General features: G+C 54.1%; 14 protein-coding genes and 2 pseudogenes. 3 read left to right on the top strand and 13 right to left on the bottom strand.

Annotated features, from left to right (window positions below):
• The 13 genes and pseudogenes from traM to HMPREF9007_RS0124490 all read right to left on the bottom strand — a co-directional run.
• Window positions 1–1,359 (bottom strand): annotated as a pseudogene (traM, locus tag HMPREF9007_RS23645) (conjugative transposon protein TraM); the annotation flags it as partial.
• Window positions 1,340–1,627, bottom strand: a complete 288-nt coding sequence (locus HMPREF9007_RS23650; RefSeq protein ID WP_032850090.1) for a TraL conjugative transposon family protein — start codon at window positions 1,625–1,627, stop codon at window positions 1,340–1,342. The pseudogene traM and the gene HMPREF9007_RS23650, both read right to left, overlap by 20 nt.
• 39 nt (window positions 1,628–1,666) lie before the next feature.
• The gene (gene traK / locus HMPREF9007_RS23655) at window positions 1,667–2,290 is read right to left on the bottom strand and encodes a conjugative transposon protein TraK (protein ID WP_008759656.1); all 624 of its coding nucleotides are present in this window, start codon (window positions 2,288–2,290) and stop codon (window positions 1,667–1,669) included.
• 31 nt (window positions 2,291–2,321) lie between these two features.
• Complete coding sequence (traJ, locus tag HMPREF9007_RS23660; protein ID WP_008759655.1) at window positions 2,322–3,326, bottom strand: conjugative transposon protein TraJ; 1,005 nt, start codon at window positions 3,324–3,326, stop codon at window positions 2,322–2,324.
• Window positions 3,327–3,330: 4 nt separating this feature from the next.
• On the bottom strand, window positions 3,331–3,960 hold the full coding sequence (locus HMPREF9007_RS23665; protein WP_002560978.1) for a DUF4141 domain-containing protein: 630 nt from the start codon (window positions 3,958–3,960) through the stop codon (window positions 3,331–3,333).
• Between the two features lie 23 nt (window positions 3,961–3,983).
• Window positions 3,984–4,364, bottom strand: coding sequence for a DUF3876 domain-containing protein (locus tag HMPREF9007_RS23670; RefSeq protein ID WP_008759654.1), 381 nt, complete (start codon window positions 4,362–4,364; stop codon window positions 3,984–3,986).
• A 38-nt stretch (window positions 4,365–4,402) separates the two neighbouring features.
• Complete coding sequence (locus HMPREF9007_RS23675; RefSeq protein ID WP_008759653.1) at window positions 4,403–6,907, bottom strand: TraG family conjugative transposon ATPase; 2,505 nt, start codon at window positions 6,905–6,907, stop codon at window positions 4,403–4,405.
• Window positions 6,904–7,236 (bottom strand): DUF4133 domain-containing protein, encoded by a 333-nt coding sequence (locus HMPREF9007_RS23680; protein ID WP_008759652.1) that lies wholly within the window; start codon window positions 7,234–7,236, stop codon window positions 6,904–6,906. The genes HMPREF9007_RS23675 and HMPREF9007_RS23680 overlap by 4 nt, the downstream gene beginning before the upstream one ends.
• Window positions 7,237–7,246: 10 nt before the next feature.
• The gene (locus tag HMPREF9007_RS23685) at window positions 7,247–7,564 is read right to left on the bottom strand and encodes a DUF4134 domain-containing protein (protein WP_002560983.1); all 318 of its coding nucleotides are present in this window, start codon (window positions 7,562–7,564) and stop codon (window positions 7,247–7,249) included.
• Between the two features lie 201 nt (window positions 7,565–7,765).
• Window positions 7,766–8,494, bottom strand: coding sequence for a hypothetical protein (locus HMPREF9007_RS23690; RefSeq protein WP_008759651.1), 729 nt, complete (start codon window positions 8,492–8,494; stop codon window positions 7,766–7,768).
• 15 nt (window positions 8,495–8,509) lie between these two features.
• Window positions 8,510–8,863 carry a DUF3408 domain-containing protein gene (locus HMPREF9007_RS23695; RefSeq protein WP_008759650.1) on the bottom strand — a complete coding sequence of 118 codons (354 nt, stop codon included), beginning with the start codon at window positions 8,861–8,863 and terminating at the stop codon, window positions 8,510–8,512.
• 2 nt (window positions 8,864–8,865) lie between these two features.
• Entirely contained in the window at window positions 8,866–9,306 is a 441-nt protein-coding gene (locus tag HMPREF9007_RS23700) for a DUF3408 domain-containing protein (RefSeq protein WP_008759649.1), read from the bottom strand.
• Between the two features lie 2 nt (window positions 9,307–9,308).
• Window positions 9,309–10,358, bottom strand: a complete 1,050-nt coding sequence (locus HMPREF9007_RS0124490) for a ParA family protein (protein ID WP_008759648.1) — start codon at window positions 10,356–10,358, stop codon at window positions 9,309–9,311.
• A 421-nt stretch (window positions 10,359–10,779) separates the two neighbouring features.
• Here HMPREF9007_RS0124490 and mobA point away from each other — a divergent pair, with 421 nt between their 5' ends.
• The 3 genes and pseudogenes from mobA to HMPREF9007_RS23715 form a co-directional block, all read left to right on the top strand.
• Window positions 10,780–11,208, top strand: coding sequence for a conjugal transfer protein MobA (mobA, locus tag HMPREF9007_RS23705; RefSeq protein WP_008759647.1), 429 nt, complete (start codon window positions 10,780–10,782; stop codon window positions 11,206–11,208).
• A complete protein-coding gene (gene mobB, locus HMPREF9007_RS23710; RefSeq protein ID WP_008759646.1) occupies window positions 11,187–12,434 on the top strand; it encodes a conjugal transfer protein MobB in 1,248 nt (415 codons plus the stop codon). The genes mobA and mobB overlap by 22 nt, the downstream gene beginning before the upstream one ends.
• Window positions 12,435–12,463: 29 nt before the next feature.
• A pseudogene (locus HMPREF9007_RS23715) lies at window positions 12,464–13,387 on the top strand (YWFCY domain-containing protein); the annotation flags it as partial.
• Between the last annotated feature and the right edge of the window lie 325 nt (window positions 13,388–13,712).

Below are 13,712 nucleotides of genomic sequence, written 5' to 3'. Positions count from 1 at the left end.
TTTATTGATTTCAATCTTTTTTCTTGGTAAAGCATGACCCTGTACCCGGCTTTTCAGATGCACCTTGACGGTGCGCATCTTCTTGGCGATGTACTGGCTCGTGCCTTGTATCAGCCCCTTGCCCAAATCGGAGGCGAGCTGTGCCCCGGCATTGGTGGAGATGTTGATGCTGCTCCCCAATGAGCCGCCCATGTTGGCGGCAACCTCCCTGACGGCGTTCATCTCCATCGAGTTCGGGATGAAGATGCCGGGCTGTCCGTCCGTGTCATAGACCGCAAGCTCCACGGGGATAATCGTGCCGTCGTATTCCAGCGAGGTAATCTCGATGTCGAGCCGTTCTCCCTGTATCTTGCCCGTGCCGACCACCACCGCATTGCGGGGAATTGTCCTGCCCGCCACCGCCATAGGCTCCAGCAGGCGCAGCCTTACCGTCTGCCCGCCCGTGACACTCTGCGCCCCATGCACGCACGCCGGTATGGTGTTCCTGTCCGATACCTCCGCCGTGCCGACAGCCGTGTTGAAACCCCGGTTGCGTTCCTGCGAGAAAGTGGCGACAAACTCTGCGTTGCTCATGGGCTGTGCAAGGGAGGAAACGACTTGGCGGGTCACTTGCCTTACGGGTGTCGCCGTGTTCTTCTTTCCCTTCTGCACGGTGGCAGGCTCTGCCGCCTGTTCCGGCTTCCCACCGTTCTGACCGCCCATGTACTTTGCCGCCAGCTCATAGGACTTCTCCATAAGTGCCACCTGTTCGTCCATAGATGAAGTCCTGCCTTTTTCGCTTTCCAGTTCCGATTCCAGCGAGGCGATACGCTCCAACAGCTCGTCCATCTCCGCATTGTCATTCTTCGGCTGTTCGTAAAAGTTGCCGAGGGTGGCGTTCAGGTCACGGTAGGCGGCAGCGGAGGATTGGATGGTCTGCGGCGTGGCGGGCTGTGCCTTTTCCTCCTTGCCGCCCGGATTGGCGAGATCGAAGTCCGTTCCGTTCTCCGTTCCCGCTATCTCGCGGTCGAACATGTCGCCCAACTGCCCGATGGCACGGTTGCGGTTTTCCAACCGCTCTTCCATCTCCCCATGCTCGTAGGCTTTCAGCTTGTCGCCGATAATCTGCCGGTTCGCCTTGTCAGCGTCGGGCATCTCGGTGTTGTATCCGTCCGTTCCCGGCGGTTGCTCCTTGCCGGAGGACGGGGCGAATATCAGCCACATCGCCCCAATGAACACCAGCACCATAGCGGGAAACACGATCATCTTCTGCCGTTTCAGCCGCTGCGCCTCTGTCAGCGGTTCGCGCTCCTTTTTCGGCTTTCCCGTGTCGGGAGCGGTTTTGTTCTCTTTCATCGGTTCATTCTTCGTCTGTTCCATATGAATAAGGTGTTAAGTGATTGTCTGTTTCCGCCGGGGTCGGCAGTTCTACCCGTCCGGCGTGTCCCGTTTCCATGCGTGAGCCTTCGTTTCTGCCGATGTCATAGACGGCTCTGCCGAAGGTATAGAGGGCAAGCACCGCGAAGGCGGCGAGCATCCCCAGCACGATGCGGCGGCGTGTTTCTGGCGGCAAACCGTCCAGATACCCTTTGAGCCTTGCCACCAGCCGTTTCCGTTTGTCGTGGAGCTTCCAGTACACGCCCCACATTGTTTTTCTGATACTTTTTACTTTCTGTTTCATAATCCGTTACCGTTTGATAGTCTGTAAATCCTTATTCTCGATGATGGTGAAGCCCTCGATGGTGAAGCCATTGGGGTTATCGTCCGACCGTGATGCGTTCAGCAGGCGGCAGGTGGTCACGAGACTGCGCTCGGTGACATTGCTTTGCCGGATGATTTTCTGCGTGGCGTAGGTCATGGCTCGGTAGGGATAGGCGTTGAAGTCACACACCACGCTGTCCACCTTCAACACTTGGTTGATGTTTCCGGCGATGATGCGGTTGTAGTACCCCTTCTCGGCGAAGTCCGAATAATAGTGGTACACGCTCTTGTCTGCCAGCAGCAAGGCACGTTTTACGTTGTGTTCAATCGCGCTTTTTTCAGGTGACAGCGTGAAGAAAAGCTCGTGGAAGCGGCGCACATGCTCCCGTGCTTCCGCCGGGCGGTTCTGCGATAAATCCTGAGAGAGAGCCAGCATCAGCGACTTGCCGTTGTCCAGCACATAGATTTTCTCCCGTTGCTTCTCTGCGAAACGGTAGGAGTTCCATACGCTCCACACCGTCACCACGGCGCACAGCGAGAGGAAGACGATACCGAACAGGCGTATCTGCCTGAACGATGATTCGATGTTTCTAAGTGATTTGAATTCCATTTATATTTTCCAATTTATGATTGCACATTGATTATTTCAGCAATTTGCCGACACGTCCGACTGCGTTTCCTGCGGTCGCTCCTGCAATTCCGCCAGCCATGCTTCCGGCACGTCCCGCCATCTGGTTCACGTTGCGACCGTAACCGCCCATGCCTCCGGCTTGGATAATCCAGCCGGCAACGGTGGGAATGGTAAAGTAGCCGATGATGCCGATGCAGAGGAACACGATATACACCCCGTCGCTCGAATCCAACGAGAAGTTCGGGTCTGCCTGCATCCGCTCGATGTCGTTTTGCAGCATCAGCACCTGTATCTTCGCCAGTATGGTGCTGAACATGTCCGATACCGGCAGCCACAGATAGACCTGTATATAGCGGCATATCCACTGCGTGAGCGTGCTTTGGAAACCGTCCCAGACCGACAGGGCGAAGGCTATCGGACCGAGTATCGCCAGCACCACGAGAAAGAAGGTGCGGACGGTGTCTATCACGAGGGCGGCGGCTTGGAACAGCAGTTCGAGTATCTCGCGGAAGAAGTCGCGGATGCTCTTCTTCATGTTGTACATTCCCCGGTCGATATACATTCCCGCCATCGTCACCATGTCGGAGGGCGACCAGCCGAGTTCCTCCAGTTGCTTGTCAAATTCCTCGTTGGACACGAGGTAGGCGGTTTCGGGGTTGCGTACCATCGCCTCGTATTCCAGCTTGTCCTTCTGCTCCCGGTATCGGTTCATGTCCAGCGTTTCCGCCTCCAGCATCTTTGCCGTGCCCTGTACGACGGGTGAGAGGATGCTGTTTATCGTGCCCAGCACCACAGTCGGGAAGAACATGATGCACAGACCGATGGCAAAAGGACGGAGCATCGGGAATACGTCTATCGGTTCGGCTCTCGCCAGCGACTGCCATACCCGGTAGGCGACGTAGAACAGCGCACCCAGCCCGGCGATGCCTTTCGCCACACCCGCCATGTCCCCACATAGCGGCATCATCTGCTCATAAAGTGAGCGTAAAATCTGATGAAGGTTATCGAACTCCATAGGCTTACCAGTATCTTTCGTTCATGTTCCCGTACAGCCCCATGATGCGGTCGAGGTCGTTCTTTTTCTTCGCACGCAGATAACTCACGGAGATGTTCTTGTTGGTGTAATAGCTCACAAGGTTGCGGTAACGCTTCATTTTGGAGTAGCAGCGTTCCACCACGTCCATGCGCTCCTTGTCGGTCATGGAGAGCGTGGTGATGTTCACCACATTCTTCAGTTCCGTCAATACTTCGTTGCTCTCTTCCAGCAGTTTCGTGTAACCGAAAGCGATTGCCGACAGCTCTTCTGGTCTGAAATTTCCATCACGGAGCATCCTTTGGAAACTGTTTACATAAATGTCGGTGATGTCGCCTACCATCAGGATGGTCTGCTGCACCTTGCGGGCGTCCTTGACGAGATTGTTCACCGATTTGAGGGCATCGTAATACTTTTTGCCCTGCTGATAGATTTTCACCGTTTCCTGAAAGTTGCTCACCATGTTCGTGGCGGTCTTGGAGGTATGGATGATGTTTTTGGAGGCATTGATGATACCCTGCGCCAGATTGCCCGGATCGCTTACGACCCACTGTGCGCTTGCCCTGCCTGCGAAAAGCAGGCACAGGCAGATAATCATTGTTATTCTTGTTCTCATGTTACTTTGGATTTTAGTGGTTGTTATTCTTCTGTCGGGTGTCCCGGCTGCGGTTTCACCCGCACATAGTCGCCGCCCGGCGAGAAGGTCAGCACGTCCGTTGCCTCGTTGTAGGACACGTCGATGCGGAAGCCGGTGTTCATGAACAGGTTACCGTTCTCCTCCTGCAAGAGATAGGTTTCCGGTTTCAGCTTGCGGCGCAGACCGCTACGGCGGAACACCGTCACCTTGTAGGCTTCGCCCTCCTTGTAGATAAGCACGTCGGGCTTTCCCTCCACGCTCTCCCAGTTCCCGCACAGCATATCACGGAGGTTGTCGGCCACGTCGCAGGATTGCAGCATCATGACCGCCAATCCGATAAGGCACTTGCTGACTTGCAGCATTTTCACTTTTGGTAAATTCATACGCGTTTTTCTTTTTTTGTTGATACATTCTGTTTTAGTTATTCCTTGTTCCTCCGCCTTTCGGCAAGCTGCCGGATGGCGGCTTCGATGTCGCCGCCCAACTTCTCCGCCAGATGGTAAACCTCCACTTTCTCCGTTTCCTCGGTGGTGTACGCCAGATACTCTTCTGCACTGACCTCGGTGGCATAGACCGCCGATTGTGTGCCACCCAAGCCTATCCACACCTCCTTGTAGAGCCGTGAAGGGTTGTTCGCCATGTTGATGGAGAGTATCTGCGACTTCTCCTTTTCCGTCAGTCCGAGCAACGCCTGTATCTGGTCGAACTTGTTCATATATTTCCTTTGGTCAAGCAGGATTTTACAATCCGAGTTGTTGATGATGCTCTCTTTGACCACCGGAGAACTGATAATGTCGTCCACCTCCTGCGTCACCACGATTGCCTCGCCGTAATATTTTCTGACCGTCTTATACATATAGCGCAGATATTCAGCCATGTTCGCCGATGAGAGGGCCTTCCAAGCCTCTTCCACGATAAGCTGTTTCCGCACGCCTTTCAGCCGCCGCATCTTGTTGATGAAGGCTTCCATGATGATGATGGTCACGACGGGGAACAGTTCGCGGTTTTCTTTAATCGAATCTATCTCGAAGACGATGAACCGCTTGCCGAGCAGGTCGATGTTCTCCGTGGAGTTGAGCAGGAAATCGTAACGCCCGCCCCGGTAATACTGCCGCATGGTGGTGAGCATGTTGTCGATGTTGAAGTCGGACTTCTCCACCTTGATGTCACGCTGTGCCAGTTCCTTGCGGTAGTCGTCACGCATATACTCGTAGAAGGTGTTGAACGACGGCACGATGCTACGGTCGGATTGGATGCGCTCAATATAGGCACTCACGGCACTGCCCAGCTCGCCGCTCTCCGTCTTTGTCACCTTGTCGTCCTCCGACTTCCAGAGCGTCAGCAGCAGGGTCTTGATGCTGTCCTTCTTCTCCACGTCGAAGATGTAATCGTCGGTATAGAACGGGTTGAAGCTGATGGGCTTATCTTCCGTGTAGGTGAAATACACACCGTCCGCTCCGCCTGTCTTGCGTCGGATCATGCCGCACAAGCCCTGATAGGAGTTTCCCGTGTCCACCAATACCACATGTGCGCCTTGCTCATAATATTGGCGCACGAGGTGGTTCATGAAGAAAGACTTGCCGCTGCCCGAAGGACCCAGCACGAACTTGTTGCGGTTGGTCGTGATACCCCGCTTCATGGGCAGGTCGGAGATGTCAAGGTGCAGCGGTTTTCCCGTGAGCCTGTCCACCATCTTGATGCCGAAGGGCGAGAGCGAGCTGCGGTAGTTGGTTTCCTCTGTGAACAGGCACACCGCCTGTTCGATGAAGGTGTGGAAACTCTCTTCCGCCGGGAAGTCCGCCGCATTGCCGGGTATCGCCGCCCAGTAGAGTGTCGGGCAGTCGATGGTGTTGTGGCGCGGCACGCATTCCATGCTTGCCAACTGGCTGCCCACGTCGTTCTTGATATGCTTCAGTTCCTCCGCATCGTCGCTCCACGCCATGACGTTGAAGTGTGCCCGTACCGAGGTCAGTCCGTAGGAATGGGCTTCGTTCAGGTATTGGTCTATCCACTCGCGGTTGATGCTGTTGCTCCTTGAATAGCGAGATAGCGACTGCATGTTACGGGCGGACTTCTCGAACTTTTGCAAGGTTTCCTCACTGTTGTCTATCAGCACATACTGGTTGTAGATATGGTTGCAGGAGAGCAGAAGCCCCACCGGGGAGGCGAATGACAGTCGGCAGTCACTCCGGTCGGTGGAGAGCTTCTCGTAACGGGTGTCGGTAGCCACCTTGCCCGGCAGGTCTTCCGCGTCGGAGAGGGTGTGCAGACACAGGCGGTTGTCGCCGATGCGCATCTCCCTTGCCGAAAGCTCGATGTCCTGCAAGGTGGTGTCACCTTCCGGCATGAGCGAGAAGTAGCGTTCAATAAGTCCCGTCTTTCCCTCAGTACCCACAATCTCATCGGTAGAGAGGCGGCGCAGGCGGACAAGCCCGCTATCGTTCATGATGCGCTCGAACTGTTCGCAAGCCTCCATGAATTTGGTGGCTGTTTCCCTGTCCAGCTCCTTCGGGATGATATGTCCCCGGCATAGCGTGCTGAAATTGCTCTGCATTCGGTTACGCTCCTTCGTCGTCTTGGTCAGGTAGAGGTAGCAGGTGTGTTTCAGGTACGGACGCTCGTTGAAGTGACGCTCGAAAGAGCGGCTTAAAAAGCTCATGTCGTCCTTTTGAAGTTCCGGCTTGTAGCGTTCCTTGATGAACCAGTCCTGTTTGTGGACGACGGAGTAGTCCGGCAGCACCTTGATCGCCTTGCACCAGCAGCCGTGTATCGCCTCGTACTCCGCGCCCGTCACGGTGTAAAGCTCCGGCAGCTCCACCTCGAAAGCCACCGTGATGTCGGCGTCCTTTGAGATGATGCAGCCATGCTCCACCGCCAGAAGCGGGAACTTGTTTTCCAGTGTTGTCATTTTTGATGTATTCCTCATGTTGTTTCTTCCTTTCGTTGTCGTTTGAACAGACGGGGTATCCGCCGCCGGTTGATAAGGTATCGGGGATGGCTCCGTGACGCTCCCAATTTCATCAGCCCGTGTTCGCCGTACCGGGCGTTCAGCGCGAAGGTCTGCCACACAAGGAGGGAGGACGATGCCGCGCCGAAGCCGATACATACCCATTGGTCGATGCCGACCATGTAGAGGATGACGAACAGGACGAAGAGAGCCAGCAGACCTCCGCAGAAGATGAAGAGGTACTGTGCCTTCAAGCCCTTGAACTCTACCGGACGGCCGATACCCTTGTTGATTGGGTATTCAGCCATACATTATTTATTAAAGGAAGAATGAGCGCAGGATGGTGGCGGCAACAATCAGGAAGATGCACGCGCCGAACCACGAGGCGGCTGTCTTGCTGGTGTCGGGGTCGCCCGATGAGAATTTACCGTACACTTTTACGCCCCCGATAAGCCCGACGACCGCACCGATGGCGTATATCAGTTTCGTGCCAGGGTCGAAATAGGAACTCACCATAGAGGTGGCTTCGTTGATACCTGCGATACCGTTTCCCTGCGCGAAAGCGGAGGCGGTTGCGGCGATGACAAGTGCCGCGGAGAGGATTGCTTTTCTGTTTTTCAAGATGTTCTTGTTCATAAACTGTTCTTGTTTTTTGCCGTCAAAAGGGTGGATGGTCCTTTGTCGGGCGGTTGATACTTTGTTTCTTTACTTTGGTTTTAGTGGATGCCCGTTTGTTTCCACGGACGTGGGCGTGTCCGTTGCGGATGGGGATGCGCCTTGCGTTTCCTCGCTGCGTGGGTTGATGTCATTCTTTCATGTTCATTTCTTTTATTGTTGTCATACATAGTTGCGAATGTCGAACTCCTCGATGTTGTCCGGCACGACGAACTCCTTTTCAGATTTCTTCAGCCGAATCTCGATAAGCCCCTTGATGCGGATGCCTATCTCCGAAGAGCCTTCCATCATTTTCTCGTACAACTCCGTGCCCTCCATGTCGGTGAACACCTTCGCCGCCTTTTCACGTTCCGCCTGTGTCGCGTCCGGGTTCTTGGCGGTCTTGCAGGCGTCGTCAATCTCGTCAAAGCTGCTGCCCGAAGCCCGTGGCGTGTTCGAGGCGTCCTCTTCCGGTTCGTCGTCCCCGTATCCCAGTTCCTCCGGTGGTATGCTCGTGAAGGTCTCATCGAGTTTTTCCTCCGGGACTTGTGCCGGGCGGGATGTGTTTCCCGTTTTTCCGTCGTCAAAAGTAGCCTCTTCCTCCGACAGCTCAATGCCTTTTTCCATAGTGGCGGCTTCTTGCGTCGGTATGGCAGCGGTTGTCCGGGTGGATGCCATCCTGAAACGGCTCTTGCCGATGATGTCCGCCTTTTCCGCAGGGACTTCCTCGTGTGCCGCTATGCGTTTAGCCTCATTCCCGTCCAGTGACCGCCATAATCCGGCAATGCCCTTGAAGAAGCGGACAATCCGCGTGTCCATGATGCGCTCGTAAAGGAGCAGGAACAGGAACCAGAGGTTGCAGCCGACCGATACCGCCAGCAGAATGTCTGTCATGCTGATTGTGTAATTCATATCCTTCCGTTTTGGTTAGAATACTGAATTGTAATTTCGGGCATAAAGGCTCTTTATCGCATCCTCGCACTGGTTGAAATGGTGCGTCAGCACATGGTCGATATAGGCGGACAGCGTAAGCCGGTCATGCCCGATTACACGGGTGATGCGCATGATACGCTCGTGGTACTCCGGGCGCACATACGCCATTTTCCCCTCACGTGCCTTTACTTCCGGGTCGCGGATGAACAGACGTTCATAGTCCTTCTCGCAGCATTTGTCGGTTACCGGGACAGGCGACAGTATTTCCACGCTCGCCTGCACTTGGGCAAGCATGCCTCCGCAGTCCTGCTGCGGTCTTTTTTCATTCGGTGTCATTTCTTTTTCCATTTTCAAATCAGATCTTCACGTTGTTTCTTGTACAGTTCGTTGATTCTCTCCTTGTGCTGTTCCAGATGCTGGCGCAGCACGGTATCCACATAGCCGCCCACTGAGATTTCCCCTCCGGCGATGTCGTTCACGATTCTGAGGATTTTGCCGTGTACGTCGCGGCTGATATAGACGCATTGGCGGGTCTTTATCTCATTGCGGCGCAGGAACAGCTCGTTATAGTCCTCGTCCTGCCTTTTCCGGCGTCCACTTTCCTTCTGCGCTTTTTCCCGTGTTACGGGTTGCACAGGGGGAGGCTCCGGTGCAGCGGTATCCTCTTCGGTCGGTGCAGATGCGGGGGCTTCCTGCGCCGGGCGCAGTGTCCCGTCCTGAGTGCGCCGCCCGATGGATGCCAACAGCAGTTCCTCGTCGATGCCTTCCGTGTTCACTTTCCTGCTGCCCATATTCACTGCGGTCTGATGATGTCGCTTATCTCTTCGGAAAACTCACGGATGCCGCTCCCTTTCAGCAGTGCCGTGTCCATCGGGAAGATGGTAGAGCGGAAAACGCTCTTGCGCTCTTCCGATAGGTCGCGGCGGAACTTCTTGCTGTCGGGCAGGCGGGTGGAAAGCACAGGGAAGCCCATTTCGGCGATCACTTCCTCGTAGATTCCGTACAGGTCGTTCCTCTCCCTGCCGTCCACCATCGTCCAGAACAGATAAAGCCCCTTTGTTTTCGCCTGCCCGGTCGTCATCAGCCTGTCGCGGAACATCGTGACGAATTTCAGGGTGCTTTCCACGACAAAGCGGTCAGCGCTTAGGGGCGTGAAGATGTAGTCCATCTGCGATAGCGTCTTTATCACGCCGTTGCTCCGGAGTGTCCCCGGCATGTCGAAGAAAACCACGTCGGGCTTCACGACCTCGGCGGCGATCATCCTTTCCGCATCGTCGAGGGCGTTCACCGCGTTGCTCTTGATGACCGGATAGGCGTTCTTCTTTATCTTGCGGAAATGGTCGCACGCGAGAGCCTTGAAGTAGACGCTCCTGCCGATGAGTGCCGTCTCATGTTCGCGCAGCCCGTGGATGCTGTACTGCGGGTCGTCGCAGTCCACGACGGCGACATTGTAGCCTTTCACGTTGTGCAGGTAGCTGGCGGCGAGTGCCGTGACGGTGGATTTGCCGATGCCACCTTTCTGTGTTGCGAATGCAACGAAGATTTCCTTACTCATAGTTCTATACATTTTAATTGTTGATGATTTACTTTTCTGTTTCCATGCGGATTGAATTACCGCATTATCCGTTTCCGTGAACAGGCACACGGGCGGGTCACCGCGTATTCGGTTCTGCGGTGAAGCGGTGCGGCGGACAAGTGATGACTGACGACACTGCGTCATGAAGTCATTGAATCCATACGTCACCGAATTGTCGGACAACCGGGTTTCCGATGGTTCGGGTATCCGTTTCGGCAAGTGTCCGCCGAAGCGGTTGTCCGGGTATTTGAATGTTCCGTTTCTCATATCTTCAAACCGTTAATTTCTTGAATCATGCTGCAAATAAACAAGTATATTTTTGAACCTGTATCACTTCTCCGGCAAGTGGAGGCATGTTGCGCCGGTTGGCAGTGATTGACCGGGTCAAACATCTGTCCGTTACCGCTTTAAGGACGTAACTTTGCACCCGGACGGCAGGGTTCGCCGATGGCGCGCGGCCCGGAGTCCTGAAAGGTATTTTCCCAATCCGTCCCCTGACGGATTTTTATGTTCACCTGAACATAGCAAGGTATGTTTTCAGCCGCTCAAAATATTTTGAGCATCCCGGAAAACGCCTTGCCCTTGCAGGGGGCGGGCTTTCCCTCCGAAGTCGGGAAGCCTTTCAGAACTGCGGTGTTGTGATCCGAAGCGGCGGCTTATGCCGTCAATCCGCTAAATCCAAAGTAATATGAAAGAGAAAAGGAAAAGCAAATCAGGGAGAAATCCCAAACTTGATCCGGCGGTGTACCGGTACACTGTCCGTTTCAACGAGGAGGAACACAACCGTTTCCTCGCCATGTTCGGAAAATCGGGTGTCTATGCACGGTCGGTTTTCCTCAAGGCGCACTTCTTCGGACAGCCGTTCAAGGTGCTGAAGGTGGACAAGACGCTGGTGGACTACTACACCAAGCTGTCGGATTTTCACGCACAGTTCCGCGCCGTGGGTACGAACTACAACCAAGTAGTGAAGGAACTGAGGCTGCATTTTTCAGAGAAAAAGGCGATGGCGTTGCTCTATAAATTGGAGCAACACACCGTCGAACTCGTGAAACTGAGCCGTCAGATTGTGGAACTTTCGAGAGAATTGGAGGCAAAATGGTCGCAAAAATCAGTGTAGGAAGTTCATTGTACGGCGCGATTGCCTACAACGGGGAGAAGATTAACGAAGCGCAGGGGCGGCTTCTCACCACCAACCGCATCTATAATGACGGTTCGGGAACGGTGGACATCGGCAAGGCGATGGAGGGTTTCCACACCTTCCTGCCACCGCAGATGAAGGTGGAGAAACCGGTGGTGCATATCTCGCTCAACCCGCACCCGGAGGATGTGCTGACCGATGCGGAATTGCAGGACATCGCCCGCGAGTATTTGGAAAAGCTCGGTTTCGGCAACCAGCCTTATCTTGTATTCAAGCACGAGGACATCGACCGTCACCATCTGCACATTGTGACGGTGCGGGTGGATGAGAACGGGAAATGTATCAGTGACAAGAACAACTACTACCGCAGCAAGCAGATTACTCGTGAGCTTGAAAAGAAATACGGGCTGCACGATGCGGAGCGCAGGAATCGCCACCTTGATACGCCGTTGCACAAGGTAGACGCATTGGCAGGCGATGTGAAGAAGCAGGTGGCTGGCACCGTGAAGGCTCTGAACGGGCAGTACCGTTTTCAGACGATGGGCGAATACCGTGCGCTCCTTTCCTTATATAATCTGACGGTGGAGGAAGCGAGGGGTAACGTGCGCGGACGGGAATATCATGGGCTGGTATATTCCGTCACGGACGACAAGGGCAACAAGGTGGGAAACCCATTCAAGTCTTCGCTCTTCGGGAAGTCCGCAGGCTATGAAGCCATACAGAAGAAGTTTGTACGTTCCAAGCAGGAGATTAAGGACAGGAAGCTCGCCGACATGACGAAACGCACCGTCCTATCCGTGCTGCAAGGCACTTATGACAAGGACAGATTTGTGTCCCAACTCAAAGAAAAGGGTATAGACACCATACTGCGCTACACGGAGGAAGGGCGCATCTACGGGGCCACCTTCATCGACCACCGCACGGGATGCGTGCTGAACGGCTCACGCATGGGCAAGGAGCTTTCGGCGAATGCCTTGCAGGAACACTTCACCCTGCCATACGCTGGACAGCCGTCGATACCGCTATCCATTCCTGTGGATGCTGCGGACAAGGCGCACGGGCAGACCGCATACGACGGTGCAGACGTGTCGGGCGGTATGGGCTTGCTCACTCCCGAAGGCCCGGCGACCGATGCCGAGGAAGAGGCTTTCATCCGGGCGATGAAGCGCAAAAAGAAGAAAAAGCGCAAGGGCTTGGGTATGTAATCGGAGTATCAACAATTAAAAATCAATGTATGTCACAACAAGAAGACGATTTGAGGGCATTGGCGAAAATCATGGATTTTCTGCGTGCCGTGAGTATCATTTTAGTGGTCATGAACGTGTACTGGTTCTGCTACGAAGCCATCCGGCTGTGGGGCGTGAACATCGGTGTGGTGGACAAAATCCTTCTGAACTTCGACCGCACGGCGAGGCTGTTCCATTCCATACTGTACACGAAACTGTTTTCCGTCATTTTGCTTGCCCTGTCCTGTCTGGGCACGAAAGGGGTCAAGGGTGAGAAAATCACTTGGGGAAGAATCTGGACGGCACTCTCCGCCGGGTTCGTGCTGTTCTTTCTGAACTGGTGGTTGCTGGCTCTGCCGCTGCCGGTTGAAGCGGTGACGGGGCTGTATGTCCTTACCATCGGCACGGGCTATGTCTGCCTGCTGATGGGTGGTCTGTGGATGAGCCGCCTGTTGAAACACAATCTGATGGAGGATGTTTTCAATAACGAGAACGAGAGCTTCATGCAGGAAACGAGGCTTATCGAAAGCGAGTATTCGGTCAATCTGCCGACACGTTTCTATTACAGGAAACGCTGGAACAACGGTTGGATCAATGTAGTTAATCCCTTCCGTGCGTCCATCGTGTTGGGTACGCCGGGCAGCGGCAAGTCCTATGCCGTGGTAAATAATTTTATCAAGCAACAGATTGAAAAGGGCTTTAGTCAATACATCTACGATTTCAAGTATCCCGACCTATCTACTATTGCCTACAACCATTTGCTGAACCACCCGGACGGCTACAAGGTAAAGCCGAAGTTCTATGTGATCAACTTCGACGACCCGCGACGCTCTCATCGGTGCAATCCCATTCACCCGGATTTTATGGAAGATATTACGGATGCCTATGAGAGTGCCTACACAATAATGCTCAACCTCAATAAAACGTGGGTGTGACCTGTAAAGTCACGTAATTGATTGTTAGACAGTGATATTAATTGCATGATTTAACCCGCTGTTCCGTCAGCGGTAGCCTACTATAAGGTGCATCTCCAGTGATGGGTTGTGCCAAGCTTATAGGACAAAGTACACTTTCCGAAAGGACAAGACTGAACCGTGAGGGAATGTCAAGGACGGTTAGTATCATACCGTTGAGTGGCGAGGCTGGGATAGCATGGTTAACGTAGTGAACTGACTTTAGCCGTCGTAAGGTTTGAGGAGCGCAAGATACTTTAGCTCTCACCAAAGGTAGCAGTCGGATAACCCTTGCCCATGTGGG

The organism is Bacteroides sp. 1_1_14 (genome assembly GCF_000162515.1).
Classification (GTDB): domain Bacteria; phylum Bacteroidota; class Bacteroidia; order Bacteroidales; family Bacteroidaceae; genus Bacteroides; species Bacteroides thetaiotaomicron.
This window is presented reverse-complemented; position numbering and strand designations above follow the sequence as displayed.